Origin of the sequence: Streptomyces sp. cg35 (genome assembly GCF_050410835.1) — a bacterium.
Classification (GTDB): domain Bacteria; phylum Actinomycetota; class Actinomycetes; order Streptomycetales; family Streptomycetaceae; genus Streptomyces.
This window is the reverse complement of record NZ_CP191268.1, coordinates 8,329,305-8,349,562: the sequence shown is the minus strand read 5'-3', so window position 1 is coordinate 8,349,562 and position 20,258 is coordinate 8,329,305. Positions and strand designations below refer to the sequence as shown.

13 protein-coding genes are annotated in these 20,258 nt (G+C 71.7%); 7 read left to right on the top strand and 6 right to left on the bottom strand.

What is annotated here, in order from left to right:
* Positions 1–47: 47 nt before the first annotated feature.
* The gene (locus tag ACQUQD_RS38510; RefSeq protein ID WP_428956866.1) at positions 48–833 is read right to left on the bottom strand and encodes an AraC family transcriptional regulator; all 786 of its coding nucleotides are present in this window, start codon (positions 831–833) and stop codon (positions 48–50) included.
* A gap of 84 nt (positions 834–917) precedes the next feature.
* On the opposite strand from ACQUQD_RS38510, the gene ACQUQD_RS38505 reads away from it, so the two are divergent.
* On the top strand, positions 918–1,721 hold the full coding sequence (locus tag ACQUQD_RS38505) for a TSUP family transporter (protein WP_428956865.1): 804 nt from the start codon (positions 918–920) through the stop codon (positions 1,719–1,721).
* A gap of 65 nt (positions 1,722–1,786) precedes the next feature.
* Here ACQUQD_RS38505 and ACQUQD_RS38500 read toward each other — a convergent pair whose 3' ends face one another.
* Both ACQUQD_RS38500 and ACQUQD_RS38495 read right to left on the bottom strand, forming a co-directional pair.
* A complete protein-coding gene (locus ACQUQD_RS38500) occupies positions 1,787–2,047 on the bottom strand; it encodes a WhiB family transcriptional regulator (protein WP_428956864.1) in 261 nt (86 codons plus the stop codon).
* 115 nt (positions 2,048–2,162) lie between these two features.
* Positions 2,163–2,489: a plasmid stabilization protein gene (locus ACQUQD_RS38495; protein WP_428956863.1), complete on the bottom strand. Its 327-nt coding sequence runs from the start codon at positions 2,487–2,489 to the stop codon at positions 2,163–2,165.
* A 190-nt stretch (positions 2,490–2,679) separates the two neighbouring features.
* Here ACQUQD_RS38495 and ACQUQD_RS38490 point away from each other — a divergent pair, with 190 nt between their 5' ends.
* On the top strand, positions 2,680–5,058 hold the full coding sequence (locus tag ACQUQD_RS38490; protein WP_428956862.1) for a phosphoketolase family protein: 2,379 nt from the start codon (positions 2,680–2,682) through the stop codon (positions 5,056–5,058).
* Between the two features lie 16 nt (positions 5,059–5,074).
* On the opposite strand, the gene ACQUQD_RS38485 is transcribed toward ACQUQD_RS38490, so the two are convergent.
* Entirely contained in the window at positions 5,075–5,308 is a 234-nt protein-coding gene (locus ACQUQD_RS38485; RefSeq protein ID WP_428956861.1) for a hypothetical protein, read from the bottom strand.
* A gap of 94 nt (positions 5,309–5,402) precedes the next feature.
* Positions 5,403–7,442, bottom strand: coding sequence for an ATP-binding protein (locus ACQUQD_RS38480; protein WP_428956860.1), 2,040 nt, complete (start codon positions 7,440–7,442; stop codon positions 5,403–5,405).
* A 145-nt stretch (positions 7,443–7,587) separates the two neighbouring features.
* Between ACQUQD_RS38480 and ACQUQD_RS38475 the strand changes: the two genes are divergently transcribed.
* The 3 genes from ACQUQD_RS38475 to ACQUQD_RS38465 all read left to right on the top strand — a co-directional run bounded on the left by ACQUQD_RS38475 (position 7,588) and on the right by ACQUQD_RS38465 (position 12,255).
* Positions 7,588–8,595, top strand: coding sequence for a hypothetical protein (locus ACQUQD_RS38475; RefSeq protein WP_428956859.1), 1,008 nt, complete (start codon positions 7,588–7,590; stop codon positions 8,593–8,595).
* A 151-nt stretch (positions 8,596–8,746) separates the two neighbouring features.
* Positions 8,747–9,121 (top strand): PPOX class F420-dependent oxidoreductase, encoded by a 375-nt coding sequence (locus tag ACQUQD_RS38470; RefSeq protein ID WP_428957760.1) that lies wholly within the window; start codon positions 8,747–8,749, stop codon positions 9,119–9,121.
* A 485-nt stretch (positions 9,122–9,606) separates the two neighbouring features.
* Complete coding sequence (locus ACQUQD_RS38465) at positions 9,607–12,255, top strand: alpha-L-rhamnosidase C-terminal domain-containing protein (protein WP_428956858.1); 2,649 nt, start codon at positions 9,607–9,609, stop codon at positions 12,253–12,255.
* 110 nt (positions 12,256–12,365) lie between these two features.
* On the opposite strand, the gene ACQUQD_RS38460 is transcribed toward ACQUQD_RS38465, so the two are convergent.
* The gene (locus ACQUQD_RS38460) at positions 12,366–15,740 is read right to left on the bottom strand and encodes a CARDB domain-containing protein (protein ID WP_428957759.1); all 3,375 of its coding nucleotides are present in this window, start codon (positions 15,738–15,740) and stop codon (positions 12,366–12,368) included.
* A gap of 474 nt (positions 15,741–16,214) precedes the next feature.
* On the opposite strand from ACQUQD_RS38460, the gene ACQUQD_RS38455 reads away from it, so the two are divergent.
* Together ACQUQD_RS38455 and scpA are read left to right on the top strand one after the other, a co-directional pair.
* Positions 16,215–18,026: a methylmalonyl-CoA mutase family protein gene (locus ACQUQD_RS38455; protein ID WP_428956857.1), complete on the top strand. Its 1,812-nt coding sequence runs from the start codon at positions 16,215–16,217 to the stop codon at positions 18,024–18,026.
* Entirely contained in the window at positions 18,026–20,248 is a 2,223-nt protein-coding gene (gene scpA / locus ACQUQD_RS38450) for a methylmalonyl-CoA mutase (protein WP_428956856.1), read from the top strand. Before ACQUQD_RS38455 ends, scpA begins: the two co-directional genes overlap by 1 nt.
* The last annotated feature ends 10 nt before the right edge of the window (positions 20,249–20,258 follow it).

The window sequence follows — 20,258 nt, the reverse complement described above, 5'->3', positions numbered from 1 at the left end:
ACCGCGGCCACGAATCCGATGACCTGCTGCCACTGCGCACGACAAGGCTAGACAGTGGTGCCGGCCGCGTGCCGGTCTCCCGTGAAGCGGGACGGCGGGGTGCCGAAGGTGCGGGTGAAGGCGGCGGTGAAAGCGGCGGGAGAGGCGTAGCCGAGTCGGGTGCCGGCCTCGGTGACGGAGGTCGTGCGCAGCAGTGGGACGGCGGCGAGCAGGCGGGCGCGGGAGCGCCAGACTGCGGGGCTGTCACCGGTCTCGGTGCGAAAGCGCCGGGTGAAGGCGCGCTCGCTCATGGCCGTGCTCGCGGCCCACGCGGCATTGGTGACCCCGGCGTCCGGGGCGGCCAGGTAGGCGCGGCAGAGCCGTGCCAGGTCGGCGGAGGCGGGGATCGCCACGTGGAACGGGAGCGGGGTCCGCTCGGAGATCTCGTGCAGGAGGAGCGCGGCGATGCTTCCGGTGCGGCCCGACAGGCTGTAGTCGGGCTCGAACTCCACGGCGGTCAGGAGCAGTTCGCGCAGCAGGGGTGGCACGTCGACGACCGTGCAGGTGGCGGGCCACCAGGGCACGGCGGCCGGCTCGATGTACAGGCTCCGGGTGCTCACGCCCAGCATCCGGACGCGGTGCCGGGTGACGGCCGGGATCAGCACGGCGCGCTCGGGCGGCACCGTCCAGGTGCCCTCGGCGGTGTCGACGATCATGACGCCCGTGGCGCCGTAGAGGAACTGTGCGCGCCGGTGTTCGTGCCAGTGCAGGACGTGGCCGGGCGGATAGTCGGTGCCGATCGGCAGGACGGCCCGGTCGACGTGGTCGACATCGGCCAGCGGGACGTTCTTCACCCGCACACCCTAGTGGCCGGGACGCGAAAGAAATGTGCCGACCATCGAATGCGGGTAGTCGCTCCGGGTTGCTGGAGTGGACCCATGGATGTGGTGGCGTTGATCGGGGTCGGGCTCCTCACCGGGGTGACGACGGTGTTGTTCGGGTTCGGCGGCGGGTTCGTCGCGGTGCCCGTCGTGGTGTGGGCGGACGCCGCGCTCGGCGCGGACGCCGTGCGGGTGGCGACGGCCACGTCGGCGCTGGTCATGGTGGTGAACGCGGGGTTCGCGACGGCCGTGACCCCGCGCCGGGTGCTCGCCGCGCTCCGCGGGAGCGGCACGCTGCTGCTCCTGCTGGCGGCCGGCGCCGCGGCCGGGGCGTTCGCGGCGCGCCTGGCCCCGGCGGATCCGGCACGCTGGGCGTTCGTCGCGTACGTGGCCGTCACGATCGCCGACCTGCTCCTGCGCCCCGGCTTTCTGCGCCCGAGCGCCCGGGGCACGACGGCCCGTGACACCCCGCGTCCGCTGCCGGCCCTTCTCGGCGTGCCGGTCGGCGCGGTCGCGGCCTTCCTCGGGGTGGGAGGCAGCGTGATGACCGTGCCCGCGATGCGCCGCGCCGGGCACACGATGCACGTGGCCACGGCGCTGGCCAACCCGCTGACCCTGGCGATCGCGCTGCCGGCCGCCGTGGTGTCGCTGGCCGCCGCCGTGGTTCCCGCCGCCACCGACGCGCACGTGCGCCTCGTCGGCCTCGTCGACGTGTGGTCCGCGTCTGCGCTGCTGCTCGGAGCGCTGCCGGTGATCGCGGTTCTGCGGCGGCGCCCGCCACGGATCCCCGACCGCGTGCATGCCTGGACCTACATCGGGCTGCTCGTCGTGGTCACGGCCGCGATGGCGCTGTCGGCGTAGCGGCGGGGTGTCCCGCGGCACTCGCGGGGCGAGCGGCTCGTCGTGCGGGGGCCGCCGGGACCGGCTCAGCGGGCGTGGGCCTCCTGGCGCGCCCTGCGACGGAAGGCCCGGTGCAGCGTGGCCCGTTCGACCTCCGACGTGCCGCCCCATACCCCGGTCGTCTGTCCCGTCCGAAGGGCCCAGTCCAGGCAGGCGTCCGCCACCGGGCAGCGGCGGCACACCGCCTTCGCCTCCCGGACATCCTGCAGGGCCGGCCCGCTGCCGCCCACCGGGAAGAACAGTTCAGGGTCCTCCCCCACGCAAGCCGCACTGTCGAGCCACTCCATGTCCCTCTCCCTCACTGGTACCGGAAGCAGCGCGGGTACCCACAACGCCGGGGACAACCCAGTGATGTCGTGACGGAACGGTTCCGGACAGCCGCAGTGGCGGGGCGTTCGCGGGTCAGCGGTCCACGGCCCGGGCCAGCTCCGCCTTGTTCATGGACGAGCGGCCCTTGACGTTCTTGCGCCGGGCCTCGGCGTAGAGCTGGTCCCTCGTCCGGCCCTGGGCGCCTTCGTGGGAGCGCGAACCTCCGCGCTGCGAAGCCGACTTGGGGTCCTGGGTCGAGGTGCGGCTCGCGGTGCGCGACTCGCCGCTGCGGGCCCGCTCCTTGTTCACGGTGCGGGCGGCGATCTCCTCGGCCCGTGCCGTGGACTCGCCGCGCTTCTTCGCGCTCTCCTTGATGTGCTCGTACTGGCGTTCCCTCTTGCGGTTCGATCCTGCGGGCATGACACGTCCTTCTTTCCTGTGCGTGGTGTCCCCCACCAGGCTGGTCACACTGTCGGCCGTCCCGCCACACGACCAGCCTGGTGGGGGACTGCCCCGGGCGGGGCGGATCGTGCCGAAGAGGCCCTTGTCCCGGCTCGCCCGTCGCCGCATTCTCCTGATGACGCCCTCCGATCCGGTTCTGGAGCATGCGATGACGACGGCCGACCGAGACTCCTCGGGACTGACCACCGACGAGCTGCGCGATCTGGACGCCCACTGGCGCGCCGCGAACTTCCTGACCGTCGGACAGATCTATCTGATGTCCAACCCCCTGCTGCGCGAGCCCCTGCGACCGGAGCACGTGAAGCCGCGCCTGCTCGGGCACTGGGGCACCTCTCCCGGGCTGAACCTCGTGTACACGCACCTGAACCGGGTGATCGGGCGCCGCGGCCTGGAGGCACTGTGCGTGTGGGGGCCGGGGCACGGCGGTCCCGCCGTCCTCGCCAACTCCTGGATCGAGGGCAGCTACAGCGAGATCTACCCGGATGTGGGCCGCGACGCGGAAGGCATGGCCCGGCTCTTCAGGCAGTTCTCCTTCCCCGGCGGTGTGCCCAGCCATGTGGCACCGCAGGTCCCCGGCTCCATCCACGAGGGCGGTGAGCTCGGCTACTCCCTCGCCCACGCCTACGGCGCCGCCTTCGACCACCCGGGGCTGCTCGTCGCCTGTGTGGTCGGCGACGGCGAGGCGGAGACGGGTCCGCTGGCCGCGTCCTGGCACTCGGGCAGGTTCCTCGATCCCGTGCACGACGGCGCCGTGCTCCCGATCCTGCATCTCAACGGCTACAAGATCGCCAATCCGACCCTGCTCGCCCGGATGCCGCGCGACGAACTCGACGCCCTGCTGCGCGGCTACGGTCACCTCCCCTTCCACGTCGAGGGCGACGACCCGGCGCAGGTGCACCAGGACCTGGCCCGCGCCCTCGACCAGGCGCTCGACCTCGTCGCCGACCACCAGCGGGCCGCCAGGACCGGCGAGGCCGCCGCCCCTGTGCGGTGGCCCATGATCGTGCTGCGCACCCCCAAGGGATGGACCGGGCCGGGCGAGGTCGACGGCCTGCCGGTGGAGAACACCTGGCGCGCCCATCAGGTCCCGCTCCCGGAGGTCCGCGAGAACCGGGACCATCTCGCCCAGCTGGAGACCTGGCTGCGCTCGTACCGGCCGGAGGAACTCTTCGACGCCGACGGACGCCCCCGTGACCGCGTCCTGGCCTGTGTGCCGCACGGCCCGCGCCGGCTGGGGTCCACTCCGTACGCCAACGGCGGCCTGCGCCTGCGGGCCCTGCCGCTGCCGCCGCTCGAGGACTTCGCCGTACCGGTCGACAAACCCGGCGCCACCCTGCACGCCCCCACGCAGGTCCTCGGCGACCTCCTCGCACGTCTCATGGCCGACACGGCGCGCGAACGCACCTTCCGTCTCGTCGGACCGGACGAGACGGCCTCCAACCGGCTGCAGGCCGTCTACGGAACCAGCGGCAAGGCCTGGCAGGAACGCACGCTGCCCGTCGACGAGCACCTCGACCCGCACGGCCGGGTCATGGAGGTGCTGTCCGAGCACATGTGCCAGGGCTGGCTGGAGGGCTATCTGCTCACCGGCCGGCACGGCCTGTTCTCGTGCTACGAAGCCTTCGTCCACATCGTCGACTCGATGGTCAACCAGCACATCAAGTGGCTGAAGACGGCACGGGAGCTGCCCTGGCGCGCCCCGGTCGCCTCGCTCAACTACCTGCTCACCTCGCACGTCTGGCGGCAGGACCACAACGGTTTCTCGCACCAGGATCCCGGCTTCGTCGACCACGTCCTCAACAAGAGCCCGCACATCGTCCGGGTGTTCCTGCCGCCGGACGCCAACACCCTGCTGGTCGTGGCCGACGACGCGCTGCGCAGCCGCGACCACGTCAACGTCGTCGTCGCCGGCAAGAACCCGAGCCCGGACTGGCTCTCGCTCGGCCAGGCACGCGCCCACTGCGCGCGCGGAGCCGGCGTGTGGGAGTGGGCCGGCACGGAGCGCGGCGACGGGCCCGACGTGGTGCTGGCCTGCGCCGGCGACGTCCCCACGCAGGAGATCCTGGCGGCGGCCGGACTGCTGCGGCGGTACCTGCCCGAGCTCGCCGTGCGGGTCGTGAACGTCGTCGACATGAGCAGGCTCATGACGTCCGAGGACCACCCGGGCGGCATGACCGACGCCGAGTACGACGGTCTGTTCACCCCCGACAAGCCGGTCATCTTCGGCTACCACGGCTACCCGTGGCTCATCCACCGGCTCACCTACCGGCGGGCCGGCCACGCGGACCTGCACGTCCGCGGCTACAAGGAGTCCGGCACCACGACCACGCCGTTCGACATGGTCGTCCGCAACGACCTCGACCGGTTCCGCCTGGTCATGGACGTCATCGACCGGGTCCCCGGGCTCGCCGTCCGGGCGGCCCGGATCCGGCAGCGCATGGCGGACGCCCGCACGCGGCACCACAGCTGGATCCGCGAGCACGGCACGGACCTGCCCGAGATCGTGGACTGGCAGTGGACGGGCTGACCGCCCCCTGCGGCGATCAGGCCGGCGACTCGTCGGGGTCGGGGTGCTCGGGATGCACGGTGTCCGAGGTGTCGTCGCCGCGCCGCCGCGTGCCCGCCTCGTCGGTGTCCGGGACGTCGTCCGCGCTGTCCACCGGCTCGACGGGTTCGATGTCGAGGGCGTCGTCGCCCCCGGCGGCCTGCTGGTCGGGCATGTCCCGCGGGACGGGAGCCCCGTTCTCCCCAAGTCCTTCCAGTCGGTGATCGGTCACAGCGGCCTCCTCTTCTTGGCATGGGGCACGCACGGGTCCGTACGTGCGCCGGGTACCTGGCCGGGCACGTACGAAACGTGGGCTCACGCCTCCGTCAGGAAGCCGAGGATCCGCCCATGACGAGCGCGAGGCCCTGTTCGGCGTCACCGTTCAGGGCGTCGCGGAACGCCTTCTCGTACGCGTCGTTCCCCGCCGCCTCGCGGGCCTGCCGCTCCCACTGGTCACGGACCTCGGACAGCTCGGGCGTGCCGTGGTTCGGGTGGCCGAGCATGCGCCAGTAGCTGTTCCCGGTGCCGGAGGTGCGGGCGGCCCCGATGCCGTTGCCCTGCGCCGCGTTGGCGCCGGTGAGGAGATCGAGGGCGAGGGCGATGCCCAGGTTGTCGTGGAGGTTGTGCTTGCAGGTGAGCATGGCCCGCGCATGGCGTTCGGCCGTGTGGGGGCGGCCCTGGAGAAGGTCGATGTAGGCGAGTTGGTGGAAGGCGTACGAGCGGGCCCAGTGCTCGCCGTACTGGAGGCTGAGACGCCGCAGGCCGGTGGCCGCCTCGTACGCCTCGGACAGCCGGCCCAGCGCGGAGTGGGCGAACGTCCTGATCACCATGCAGCACAGCTGGGGCGCGCCGGCCGGCGGCGAGGTGCTGTGGGTGACCAGGGCGTGGTCGCTGACGTCGTACGCCTGCTGGGGGCGGCCCGCCATGAGATGGGTCAGGCCCAGGGTGTGCGCGGCGAAGAGCGCGGACCGGGGGGTGCCGTCCTGGCGCGCCGCCTCGGCGCACTCCTCTCCGACGCGCAGGGCCGCCAGGTGGTCCCCTTGGAGCGTGAGGGTGATGCCCAGCGCCCACAGCGCGCGGGTGCGGGACGGGCTCGGGGGTGTGCCGAGGGCGAGGACGCGTTCGAGGTAGTCGCGGGACTCGTGGAGGTGTCCGCAGCAGGGCCAGAACAGGCCCGTCCGGCCGGCCATGTCGAGGGCGGCGTCCGGGTCCTCGGTGATCAGGTGGTCGAGTGCGGCACGCACGTCGGTGTGGCTGTCGGAGATCCGGCCGTACCAGGCGACCTGCCGGTCGCTGAGCCACTCGTCCTCGGCCCGTGCGAGGACGGCGCCGAAGTGCGCGGCGTGGAGCCGGGCGAGGGCGTCCTCCTCACCCAGTTCCGCCAGCCACATGGACCCGTACTCGCGCAACGTGTCGAGCATGCGGTAGCGGGTGCCGGCCCGCTGGAGGACGGACTGGTCGGCGAGCCGCTCCAGGAGCCGGGGGATCTCGTCGGCGCCGAGCGGACCGCCGGCGCAGACTGCCTGAGCGTCCGCCTCCGCCACGGGCCCGTGGAGGACGGAGAGCCTGGCCCACAGCAGGCGTTCGAGCGGCGAGCACAGTTCGTGGCTCCAGCCGATCGCCGTGCGCAGGGCCCGGTGCCGCTCGGGCCACGCCGTCTCGTCGACCAGCGTGTCGAGTCGTGAGCTCAAGCGCTCGGCCACCTCGGTGAGGCTGCTCTCCTTCAGCCGCGCGCAGGCGAGTTCCACCGCGAGGGGGATTCCCTCCAGCCGGCGGCAGATCGCGGAGACCGTCTCACCTGCGCCGGGCTCGTCGAGCGCCACCGTGGGAGCGGCCGTCGCGCATCGCTCGCGGAAGAGACGCACCGCGTCGCCGCTGCCGCCGTCGTCCACGGACAGCGGTCCCACCTCGACGCACCGCTCTCCGTGCACCGAGAGCGGCTCACGGCTGGTGGCGAGGACGGTCAGCCGGGGCGCGGCGGAGAGGATTTCGCCCACCAGGAGCAGGCAGGAGCCCAGGACGCGTTCACAGCAGTCGAGGACGAGCAGGATCTGCCGGTCCGTCAGCCACTCGCACAGCGCCTCGACGGGGTCCCGCGGATTGTGGTCCAGGAGATCGACCGCGTCGCAGACCGTCGCGGTGAACAACCTGTCGTCGTAGAGGTTCGACAGGTCCACCCACCACACCCCGTCGGCGTAGGCGCCGCGCAGCTGATCGGCCAGGTGCAACGCCAGCCGGCTCTTGCCGACACCGCCGCCACCGGTGAGGGTGACCAGGCGGTGTTCGCGCAACGCCGCGCCGATGACGTCCAGTTCACTGTCACGACCGACGAAGCTGGTCGTCGCGACGGGAAGATTGCCTACCACAGCCCCATCCTCCCGTGCTCGCGCACGCGGCCCTACCCTCCCGCACGAAAAGGCCGGAAACGATCGAGTTCGGCAACTGGACGAACATGCCGTACCGGTCGGAAAACCCCTGGAGGCACGCGCGCGGATCACCGATGATGACGCCATGCCCAGGCCCCCCGCGCACCCGGAGCCCTTCGAGATCGCCTGCGACGAATCCGGCTCCGACGGCGAGAACCTCGTGAACGGCAACACCGATGTGTTCGCGCACGCGAGCGTGCGGCTGGAGCCCGGGCCGGCGGCGGAGGGCCTGCGGGAGACCGTGGACCGGATCAGTTCCCCGGCACGCTCCGCCGCGACGGAGTACAAGGCCAACGTCCTCCTCAGGGGCAAGCACCGAGCGACTCTCACCTGGCTGCTCGGCCCCGCGGGCCCGATCCTGGGCCGTGCGCACGTCCACCTGACCGACAAGCGGTACTTCGTCGTCGACCGGGCCGTCGGCCTGCTGGCCGACGGGGACCCGGCCATGCGGTCCGCCGCCCTCGCCGCTCATCGCGCCGGCCCCCGCACCTTCGGGCCCGAGCGGTGGCGGGACTTCCTCGACGCCGCCAACGATCTGCTGCGGACCGGGCAGCGCACGGAGTCCCCCGCGCCCGTGGACGCCTTCTTCGCCACCGTCGACGCGCTGCTCGCCGTCGCCGACGCGGCGGGCCCGGCAGGTGAGTTCCTCGCGTTGCTGCGTCGCACACGGCCGCGGGCGGAGTCCCTGCGCACGCGAGCGCCGGCGGACCCGGGAGAATTTCCCGCGCTCGATCCTCTCTTCCCCGCTCTTGTCGGGACCGTGGCCCACTGGAGCGCGGGCGGTCACCGGGTGACCGTCGTGCACGACCGGCAGAACATGCTGACGGACGCACGGGTGGGGCATCTGAAGCAGACGTGCGGTGGCGCGCTGGCCGACCTGCGGCTCGTCGAGGCGAGCCACGACGCGCGGGTGCAGCTCGCCGACTTCCTCGCCGGCGCCGCACGGAAGATCGCCTCCGACACCCTGGCCGGCCACGACGACGAGGAACTCACCGCGCTGCTGCGCCCTTACGTGAACCGGTCCTCGCTCTGGGCGGGACCCGCCCCGCTCGCGGACGGCCCAGCGGATCCGCAGGTGGCCGGACATCACTAGCCAGCCAACCCGGCCCATTTCAGGCCGAGTTCGATGACCCGCACCCGAGGGCAGTACGGGACACATCCTGACGAAGACGCCGGACGGACGGTCCGCGACCCAGCGGGGCGGGGCCGCGGAGCCGCCCCGATACACTCCCGGCGTGTCAGCCATGGACGAGATCCGCCGCAGCAAGTACATCAGCCTCACGACGTACCGGAAGGACGGGACACCGGTCGCCACTCCTGTCTGGCACGTCGTGCGGGACGCTCACGAACTCCTCGTGGTGACGCCCGCCGACTCCTGGAAGGTCAAGCGGATCCGCAACAACGACGCGGTACAGGTCACCGTCTGCGACCTCCGCGGCCGGACCTCCCCGGACGCCGCCACACTCCCCGGCACCGCCCGCCTGCTGGACGAGGCCGGCACCCGGGACGCCCAGGACCTCCTCGCCAAGAGGTACGTCCTGTCCCGCGTCGGGAACTGGTTCGTCAAGCTCCTGCGCCTTCCGAAGAAGCCGAACATCGGAATCGCCGTCACCCTGTGAGGCCCGACGACGGGTCCACCGAGGAGCGGCCCGACAGCGAGCCGACGTGATTCCGCCGAGCGCGCTCTCGGCCGAACCGAGGGTCGCGTGCGCGTTCAGTCCACGCAAGGGACCCGTAATCCGGCCCGGCCCGCAGGCCACACAGGCCACATAGGTCGCCGAACCCCCGCCGCCGGCGCGCACCAGACCGGCGAACGTCGTCACGCCCCGGCGTTCGTACGGTGTTTCGTCCAGGAGGTCGCGCACCTGGTCCGCGTAGTCGGCGGCCGCTGTGCCGTACGACGCCCTCCCGTCGTCCACCCGGCCCTCCGTGTCCGGTCCGGTTCCCGTGGCGGCGGGCTGCCCAAGAGACGCGCGCAACACCTGTACGGAGAACGGCTCCTGGGATACCTTCACCTCGGTCACCGGGAATGAATCGTTTCACTCCCTGTCGCAGACATCACCACCACCGCCGTAGAACCGGCACCGCTGAGGAGTGAGCCGCCATGACATCGAGCCGCCCCGCCGAGGACAGCCCCCGGCCCGGCCCCGCCAGACGCACCGTCCTCGCCGCCGGCGCCGGGGCCGTAGCCCTGTCCGCGGCCGGACTCGCCTCCGCGCAGTCGGCGACCGCGGCCGGCACAAGCGGCGGGACCGCCTCGCCCGCCGGCGCGAAGCCGCCGCGCGGCGGCACCGGTTGGCAGCGCTACGTCCAGGCGCCTTCCTCGCGCACCGTGCGCCCGGTGCGACTGCTCGCCTCCCAGGGTGACGTCACCCGGCCCGAGGCGCTGCTCAAGCCGGGCGGTCCCGCGACGGTGCTGCGCCGGCCGGAGCCGGCCCCCGCGCCCCGCTGGCCCGAGGGGACCACGGCCGAGGCCTCCTCCACGCACCCCGGCAACAACGGGAGCGACGGGCAGCCGCGGACCTACGACGCCTCGCACGCCGTGGACGGCGACCCGGACACGTTCTGGAACGACGACACCCAGGGCGCCTTCCCCGACGTCCTGACCGTGACGCTGCCGGCCGAGCGCGAACTGTCCGGCATCACGGTCATCTCCAACAGCGACGGCTTTCCGACCCACTTCACGGTCGACGTGTGGCACGACGGCGCCTGGCAGCGGGCCGCCACGCGCTCTGACAACGATGTCGTGCACTGTGCGGTGCCGTTCGCGACAGCGCTCCCCGCCTCCAAGGTCCGGATCACGGTGACGGCCGTGCAGGACACGCAGAGCGGCGCGTTCACCCGGATCAACGAGGTGTGGCCCGAGGCGGTCGAGGCGGTCCGGCCGCCGAGCGTGACCCTCGACTTCGGCAAGGTCGTCGTCGGCCACCCGCGCATCCGGTTCTCCGGCGCGTCGGACAACTCGCCCGGCGTGCGCGTCGCCTTCTCCGAGACGCAGCAGTTCCTGACCGAACGCAGTGACTTCACGCGCAACGACCAGGCCGGTGGGGCGAGTCACGGCACGGACCAGTTCGCGGTGCCCGCCGGCGGCGCCGACTGGCTGGACCACAAGGGCTTCCAGGCCGGGGACAAGGTCTTCGCCGACGGACTGCACGGCTTCCGCTACCTGAAGATCACGCTGGACGCGCTGCCGTCGGACGCCCCTGCCGCGCAGCCCTGGGGCACGGTCGAAGTGGACGCGGTGAGCCTGGAGTTCAGTGCCTACCTCGGTACGCCGGGCACGTACCGCGGCTGGTTCCTCTGCTCGGACGACGACCTCAACCGCTACTGGTACGGGGCGTCGTACACGAACGAGCTCGTCACCGACACCTTCCGGCGCGACGACGTCGATCCCCGCGACGCCTGGAGCTCGTCCCTGGAGGGCCAGTTGGTCCTGCACGACGGGCCGAAGCGCGACCGCGACCCGTACGTCGGCGACCTGGCCGTGTCCGCGCGCACGCTGTACCTGACGCACGACGACGCCGCGGCCGCCGCGCGGAACGTGCTCGCCGACCTGGCCGACCATCAGCGTGCCGACGGCTGGATCCCGCCGGCCTCCATCAACAACTACACGCTCCCCCTGTTCGACTATCCGCTGTGGTGGGTGACGTGCAGCTGGGACTACGTGCTCTACACCGGTGACCGCGCCTACGCGACGCGCTACTACGCGCACCTCCTGAAGGTGCTCGACACCTGGTACCCGAGCGTCACGGACGACGCGGGACTGCTCAGCAAGGGACTCAACGGCACGAGCGGATACGGGGATTACGCCTTCCTGAACCGCACGGGACGCATCACCTACTACAACGTCAACTATGTCCAGGCCCTCGGTGACGGCGCCCGGCTGGCCCGGTACCTGGGGCACACGGACGACGCGGCCCGGTGGGAGAAGCGGGCCGGACAGGTCGCCGACGCGGTCAACGCCCATCTGTGGGACGAGAAGGCGGGCGCCTATCTCGACTCCTCGACCGGCCCGGTGCGCCACGCCCAGGACGGCAACGCCATCGCCATCACCGCGCAGGTCGCCGACGCCGGACGGGCGGCGTCGGCCCTCGCCCATCTCGACGCCACGACCCGGCAGCCCTACGGCAACGCCTTCATGGACAACGACACGATCTTCGGGGGCGCCTCGCAGCGCGTGTACGCGTTCACGTCCTACCCCGAGATCGTCGCCAGGTTCGAGACGGGGCGGGCGGACTCCGCGCTGGACCAGATCCGGCGCACCTACGGGTGGATGGACCGGCACGATCCCGGTATCACCCACTGGGAGGGCATCGGCCCGGACGGCTCGCTGTACGAGGACGCGTACACGAGCATGGCGCACGGCTGGTCGACAGGCGTGCTGCCCGCGCTGACCCACCAGCTCCTCGGCGCCCGGCCCACCGCCCCGGGCTACGCCACGTGGCTGGTCCGGCCGAACCCGGGCGACGTGGACTGGGCCCAGGGCGAACTGCCCACACCGCACGGCCCGTTGGGCGTGGAGTGGGAGAACGCGCGGTCGGGCTTCACGGTGACGGTCCGGGTGCCCCGCGGAACCCGTGGGTCGCTCGCCCTGCCGGGTGAGCCCGGGCGGCTGACCGTGCGTCAGGGGCGCACGGTGCTGTGGGACGGACGGCGCGCCGCGCACCGCACCGTCGACGTCGCCGACGGCCGCGTCCGTGTGTCCTCGCTCGGCGCGGGGACCCACACCTTCACGGCCGTGCGCGGCGGCTGACGCCCACGGCGACGAGACGTGGCCGCAGGGCGCGCCCTTTCCGGGCTCGTCCTGCGGCCACTGCCGCGTTGCTTCGACCGGCCCCAGGGCCGAAAGGGCCTACCGGTCGGTCAGTCCCGCTTGATGACGAACTGCGAGCCGGGTTCGGTCAGGACGTCGCCGTCGCGCGAGTTGGTGATCGTCACGTTGGACAGGGTGGCGCTGCCGCGTGCGCCGCTCATCGCGAGGATGCCGGAGCCGTTGTTCGACTTGTCGATGGTCACGTTGCTGACCTGGACACCGGGCATCTCACCGCCGCCGGTCTTGAACTGGATCCCGTCGTACGTGGAGTCACGGATGTCGGTGTCGCGGATCGTGACACCCGGGATGTTCTGTCCCTGGGCGAACAGGGTGATGGCACCGAACTCCTGGTCCTCGTTCCAGAAGGCTCCGCCGGTGCGGTACAGGCCGTTGTTGGCGATCAGGGTCGTGCCGGAGAACGGCAGCGGGTCGTGGTCGGTGGCGAGCATGATCCCGGGGTAGTTCATGGTGTCCGAGATCAGGTTGTTCTCGATGGTGTTGCCGTAACCCCCGTACACCGCGATGCCGTTGGCCCGCCACGGCAACTGCACCGTGTTGTTGCGGAAGTGGTTGTCGTGGCCGACGTCGACCGACGTGTCCTTCACGTACTTGCTGGCCCACACGGCCATGGCGTCGTCGCCGGTGTTGCGGAACGAGGAGTTGAAGACGGTCGAGTTGCGGGTGCCGTTGGCGAAGTTGACGCCGTCGGCGTAGGTGTCCCGGATGCGGACGCCGTTGAACTCGACGCGGTCGCCGGGGCCCCACAGTTCCGGGATGTTGGAGTAGTCGCGGCCGACCCAGGCACCGACGTTGGCGTGCTCGATCCAGACGTTGGTGATCTTCGTGTCCTTGCCGAAGCGGCCGTTGAGCGCGACACCTCCCTCGGCGTTGCCGTCGCCGCCGCGGATCGTGCCGGAGCCGAAGATCGCGATGTCGGAGATCTTGGTGTTGTCGTCGATGTCGAAGCCGAAGTTGCCCTCGTGCGGATGGTTGATGCCGCCCGCGTCCTGCGGCGCGATCAGCGAGTACAGCTGCGCGTGCCACATGCCGGCGCCGCGGATCGTCACGTCACGGATGCCCACCTGGTTGTACTGCCCCCGGTCCTGCGGATCGTCGGTGAGGATCTTCTTCTCCTGGCGCCACTGCCCGGCCGGGATCCAGACGCAGGGGATGTCGCCCTTCTGGTCCGCCGTCACGGCGCGCTGGATGGCGTCCGCGTCGTCGATGCCGTCGTTGGGGACGGCGCCGTACTCGGTGATGGAGACGCAGCTGTCGGGCTTGGCCGCCGGGGCGGCGACCTGCTCCAGGTCGATCAGGTCGACGATGTAGAAGGACGCGTTGTCCCCGCTGTCGCGCTGGAGACGGAACTTCGTGCCCTCCGGGTAGGTCTCGGTGAGCAGGGCGTGGGACTCGTCGAACAGGCGCCGGGCGTCCCCGCCGGGCCGGTTGGTCAGCCCCTCCGGGTCGTCGGTGGTGCCGTAGAGCCAGCTGTGCTTGGAGGACAGGTTCAGCTTGCGGACGAACGTCCCGTTGGCGTAGAGGCTGAGCGTCGCGTCCTGCCCGCCGCCGGCGGCGGCGTCGGGGATCGAGTTGCGCACGACGATGGAGTTCGAGGGCGTGGTGGAGGTGAACTCCACGTACTCACCGGTGGCGTTGAGGCGGACCGACTTGCGGCCCGAGGACTCGGTGGCGAAGTTCGTGTGTCCGAAGGTGCGCTCGGCGTCCGCCGAGAGCAGGGTGCCGTTGGTGCGGCCGTCCTCCGCCTCGTACTCGGTGTAGGGCACGGCCGCGCCGCGTCCGACGACCAGAGTCCGGGCGAAGGTGTTGTTGTTCTCGTTCGTCTCGGTGAGCTTGTTCGTCGAGTCGGCGGTCGCGGTGAGCGCGGCTCCTCCGTTGGTGGCGGTCCAGCTGCCGCTGATGGCCACGGTCTCCGAGGCGCCCGCGGCGATGGCGCCGGTGGCACCGGTCAGCGCGGAGCCGCCGACGGTGAGCTGGGTGACGGTGCCCGCGGTCGCCGTGCTCGTGCCGCGGTTGTGGACGGTGACGGCGAAGGTGACCTTGGCGCCGACCGCCGGGTTGGCCGGCGTGGTGGCGATGCCGGTGACCTCCAGGTCCGGTCCGGGCGCCTGCTTGACGACCAGCTTCGTGTCGGCGTTGCGGCTGTTGTTCGTGTTGTCCAGTTCGGCCACGACGTCCGTCGGGTCCACGACCGCGGAGACCGCGTAGCTGCCCATGGGGCGCGTGCCGACCTTGACAGGCACCTTCACCGAGGCGCCGGCGGCCAGGGCGTCGACGGCGGCGCTGCCGGCGACCGCGCCCTCGAGGCTGACGTTCACCGTGGTGGCGGGGGACGCCGCGGTTCCGGCGTTGCGGACCGTCGCCTCGACGGTGACCGGGTCCACCTCGGACGGCGCGTCGGGCGACCAGGTCAGGCCGGTCACGGTCAGGTCGGGGGCGGGCGCGGCCGAGCCGACGACCTCGAACTCGGCGACCTGTCCGCCGCCCGCTCCGCTGTTGCCGGAGAACTGCAGCCGGACGTCGGCGTAGCGGCCGGTGACCGGGATGGTGACCGTGTTCTGGTTGGTCGACGGGTTGAAGGTGTACTCGGCGCGGTCCTTGATCGAAGTGAACTCGGTGGCGCCGGACTTGCGGGCCAGGACCTGGAGGGTCTGGGTGCGGGTGCTCCACGCGGCGTCCGGGTTGAGCTTGAGGACGACACCGGACAGATCGGCGTCGGAGCCGAGCTTCACGGTCAGCGCGGACGACGCGCCGCTCGCCTCCCAGTAGGTGGCGGTGCTGCCGTCGTTGGCGTTGGCCGCGACGTAGTTCTGCGTGGTCGACGTCGCCTCGATGGCCTTGCGCAGGGCGAGGTTGGTGCCGGCGGGCGGCGGGTCCCCCGGGTCCTGGCCGCCGTCGGTGCCAAGGACCTCCACCTCGGACAGCTGAGCGGCGTTCCAGCCGGTGTTGTCGCTGACCTGTACGCGCACATAACGGGCCTTGGCGGTGACGTCGACCGTCACCTTGTTGCCGGATCCCGGGGCGAAGGCCCGCTTCGCCGCGGCCGACAGCGTGGTGAAGTCCCGCCCGTCGGAGCTCCCCTGGACGGCGACGGTCTCCGTGCGGGCCTCCCACGAGGCGGGGAGTTTCAGCACCACGTCGTCGATGTCGACCGTGCGCCCCAGGTCGATCTGCACCCACTGCGGGAACGAACCGGTGGGCCCTTCCCAGTACGTGGCCTGGCTGCCGTCGGTGACGTTGCCGGCGGGGTAGCCGTCATGGGTTCCCCCGGCCGTGACGGGCCTGCCGAGGGCCACGTTCTGCGCCGCCGCGGCGGCATGGGCCGTCACCGGCACCAGCCCCACGGTCACCAGACCCGCGGTCACCAGTCCGGCGAGCCACCGCCATCTATGACGTGCCCCTGTCATTACTGTCATGACGCTCCTTGAGGGGGTCCTCGGAGGCCCGGCACGGCGCGACTCACCGGCCTGTCATCCAAGTATTGAGTTGATCTGTTAATTTTTTGCAGCAGTTCGAGGACAGATTCACCTCAGGGGTCACCCTTGTCAACGGGTTCGACACGAACTCACCGCGAGATCCTGGGAGATGAGGCACTCCCCGGCTCCAGCGAACCTCAATCAGGCGTCGATATTTTGCTATGAGCGATCGACATATTGCAGATCTGGCAGGTGGCGGTGGGGCCAGAGGGCCCACGCGCGGGAACAGACGGAAAAGCCACCGCCCCGCGCCGAAGGCCCCGACCGAACGGGCCCGCGGTCCCCCGCCCCGGAAGCGAAGCGCTCTGAGCAGCCGTTAGTTGGTCGACGGCTGCCAGGCAAGGTAAACAAGGTCACACCCGCGTCATCTGCTGCCGGTCCGGGGATCTGACCTAGCATCCGACCATGACGGTCCTGCCTGACGACGGGCTCTCCCTGGCAGCCGAGTTCCCTGACGCGACACATGAGCAATGGCAGCACCTGGTCGCGGGTGTCCTGCGCAAGTCGGGCAAGGAAGTCTCGGCCGGCGATGCGGAGGACGCCCTGTCCACCGCGCTGGAGGACGGGCTGCGCGCCCGGCCCTTGTACACAGCCCACGACGACGCACCCGCAACCGGCCTGCCCGGCTTCGCCCCCTTCGTGCGCGGTGGCCGCGCCGAGGGGAACACGGTCGGCGGCTGGGACGTACGCCAGCGGCACACCGTGGCCGACTCCGTCCCGGTGCTGGCCGACCTGGAGAACGGCGTCACGTCGCTGTGGCTGACGGTGGGGGGATCCACCGGCTTCCCCGTCTCCGCACTCGCGTCCGCACTCGACGGCGTCTATCTCGACCTGGCCCCGGTGGTGCTCGACGCGGGCGCCGAGGTCGACACCGCGGCACGTCAACTGCTCAGCCTCTACGACGAGTTGGATGTCCCCGCCGAGACGGCCCGCGGCAACCTCGGCGCCGACCCGCTGGGTCACGAGGCACGCACCGGGGACACGTACGACACCGCGCCGGTGACCGCACTCGCCCGGCTGTGCGCCGAGGGGTACCCCGGGCTGCGCGCACTGACCGTGGACGCGCTGCCGTACCACGAGGCCGGGGGCTCGGCCGCTCAGGAACTGGGCGCCTCCCTCGCCACCGGCGTCGCCTATCTGCGGGAGCTGACCGCGGCGGGGCTGAGCGTCGAGCAGGCGGCGGGCCAGCTGGAGTTCCGCTACGCCGCGAGCGCCGACCAGTTCCTCACCGTCGCCAAGTTCCGTGCCGCACGCCGCCTCTGGGCCCGGGTGGCCGAGGCGTGCGGGGCACCGGGGTCGGGGGCGCAGCTCCAGCACGCGGTGACCTCGCCGGTGATGATGACGCGCCGCGACCCGTGGGTGAACATGCTGCGCACCACCATCGCGACCCTAGGCGCGGGAGTGGGCGGCGCGGACGCCGTGACGGTCCTGCCCTTCGACCACGCGCTCGGCCTGCCCGACGCGTTCGCCCGGCGCATCGCCCGCAACACCTCCACCATCCTGATCGAGGAATCGCACCTCGCCCGCGTGATCGACCCCGCGGGCGGCTCCTGGTACGTGGAGCGGCTGACCGACGAACTGGCCCACGCCGCCTGGGAGTTCTTCCAGCAGATCGAGCAGGCGGGCGGACAGGCCGCCGCGCTGCGCTCCGGCCTGGTCCGCGACCGGCTGGCCGACACCTGGTCCGCACGCAGCAAGAAGCTCGCCGAGCGGCGTGAACCGGTCACCGGCATCAGCGAGTTCCCGCATCTGGCGGAGAAGCCCGTGACCCGCGAGCCGGTCCCCGGGCCGCCGTCCGGCGGGCTGCCCCGGGTACGGCGGGACGAGGCGTTCGAGGCGCTGCGGGCCCGCTCCGACGCCCATCTCGCCGCGACCGGCGCCCGGCCCCGGGTGTATCTCGCCGCGCTCGGTCCGGCCGCCGCCCACAGCGCCCGGCTCACCTTCGCCGCCAACCTCTTCCAGGCGGGCGGCATCGAGCCCGTCACCGACGGCACCTTCGAGGAGAGCGGGGCCCTGGACGTGTGTCTGTGCTCCAGCGATCCGGTGTACGAGGAGCGGGCCGAGTCCACCGCGGCGTCCCTGCGGGACAGCGGCGCGCGGCATGTGTCCCTCGCCGGCCGACCGGGAGCGTACGCCGGGGTCGACACGTATGTCTTCGCCGGCTGCGACGCCGTGGCCGTACTGTCCGCCGCGCTCGACCGCATGGGAGTGTCCTGATGTCCAATCCATCGAGGCCCTCGCCCCCCTCGACCCCCTCGGATCCCTCCGTCCCCGACTTCTCGGCGATCGAACTGGGGACACCGTCCGTCGACGCCGGCACCGACGAGTGGCGCAGCGCGGTCAAGCGGGCCGCAGGCGGTGACGACCTGCTGTGGGAGACACCCGAGGGCATCCCGGTCAAGCCGCTGTACACCGGGCAGGACCTGGAAGGCCTGGACTTCCTGGAGACCTTCCCCGGCGTGGCGCCGTACCTGCGCGGCCCCTACCCCACGATGTACGTGAACCAGCCCTGGACGATCCGCCAGTACGCGGGCTTCTCCACGGCCGAGGAGTCGAACGCCTTCTACCGGCGCAACCTGGCGGCGGGTCAGAAGGGCCTGTCGGTCGCCTTCGACCTGCCCACCCACCGCGGCTACGACAGCGACCATCCGCGCGTCACGGGTGACGTCGGGATGGCCGGCGTGGCGATCGACTCGATCTACGACATGCGCCAGCTCTTCGACGGCATCCCGCTGGACCGCATGTCGGTGTCGATGACGATGAACGGCGCCGTGCTGCCGGTGCTGGCGCTGTACATCGTGGCGGCCGAGGAGCAGGGCGTACCGCCCGAGAAGCTGGCCGGGACCATCCAGAACGACATCCTCAAGGAGTTCATGGTCCGCAACACCTACATCTATCCGCCGAAGCCGTCGATGCGGATCATCTCCGACATCTTCGCCTACACCTCGCAGCGGATGCCCCGCTACAACTCCATCTCGATCTCCGGCTACCACATCCAAGAGGCGGGCGCGACAGCCGACTTGGAGCTCGCGTACACGCTCGCCGACGGGGTGGAGTACATCCGGGCCGGGCGGGAGGCGGGCCTGGACGTGGACGCGTTCGCGCCCCGGCTGAGCTTCTTCTGGGCGATCGGCATGAACTTCTTCATGGAGGTCGCCAAGCTGCGCGCGGCCCGCCTGCTCTGGGCGAAGCTGGTCAAGCAGTTCGACCCGCAGAACACCAAGTCCCTCTCGCTGCGCACCCATTCGCAGACGTCGGGCTGGTCGCTGACGGCGCAGGACGTCTTCAACAACGTCACGCGCACCTGTGTGGAGGCGATGGCGGCCACCCAGGGCCACACCCAGTCGCTGCACACCAACGCGCTCGACGAGGCCCTCGCGCTGCCCACCGACTTCTCCGCGCGCATCGCCCGCAACACCCAGCTGCTGCTCCAGCAGGAGTCCGGCACGACCCGCGTGATCGACCCGTGGGGCGGCAGCGCGTACGTGGAGAAGCTGACCCACGACCTCGCCCGCCGGGCCTGGCAGCACATCCAGGAGGTCGAGCAGGCCGGGGGCATGGCGCAGGCGATCGACGCGGGCATTCCGAAGCTGCGCGTGGAGGAGGCCGCGGCCCGTACCCAGGCCCGGATCGACTCCGGACGGCAGCCGGTGATCGGCGTGAACAAGTACCGGGTGGACTCCGACGAGCAGATCGAGGTCCTCAAGGTCGACAACTCCTCCGTGCGGGCCCAGCAGATCGCCAAGTTGCGGCGGCTGCGCGAGGAGCGCGACGAGGCCGCCTGCCGGCACGCGCTCGACGCCCTCACCCGGGCCGCGGCGGGGAACGGGAACCTGCTGGAGCTCGCGGTGGACGCGGCGCGCGCCAAGGCGACGGTCGGCGAGATCTCGGACGCCCTGGAGAAGGTGTACGGGCGGCACGCGGGGCAGATCCGTACGATCTCCGGTGTGTACCGCAACGAAGCAGGCGAGTCCCCGTCCGTGGACCGCACGCGCGCCCGCGTCGACGCGTTCGCCGAGACCGAGGGCCGCCGCCCGCGCATCCTGGTCGCCAAGATGGGCCAGGACGGGCACGACCGCGGGCAGAAGGTGATCGCGACCGCCTTCGCCGACCTCGGCTTCGACGTGGACGTCGGCCCGCTGTTCCAGACCCCGGGCGAGGTGGCCCGCCAGGCCGTCGAGGCGGACGTGCACATCGTCGGGGTGTCGTCGCTGGCCGCCGGGCACCTCACCCTCGTCCCGGCCCTGCGCGAGGCGCTCGCCGAGGAGGGACGCGAGGACATCATGATCGTGGTGGGCGGTGTCATCCCGCCGCAGGACGTCGCCACGCTCCTGGAGATGGGCGCCGCCGCGGTGTTCCCGCCCGGCACGGTGATCCCGGACGCGGCCCACGACCTGGTGGCACGCCTCGCGGCCGACCTCGGGCACGACGACCTGTGAGCCGGTGAGT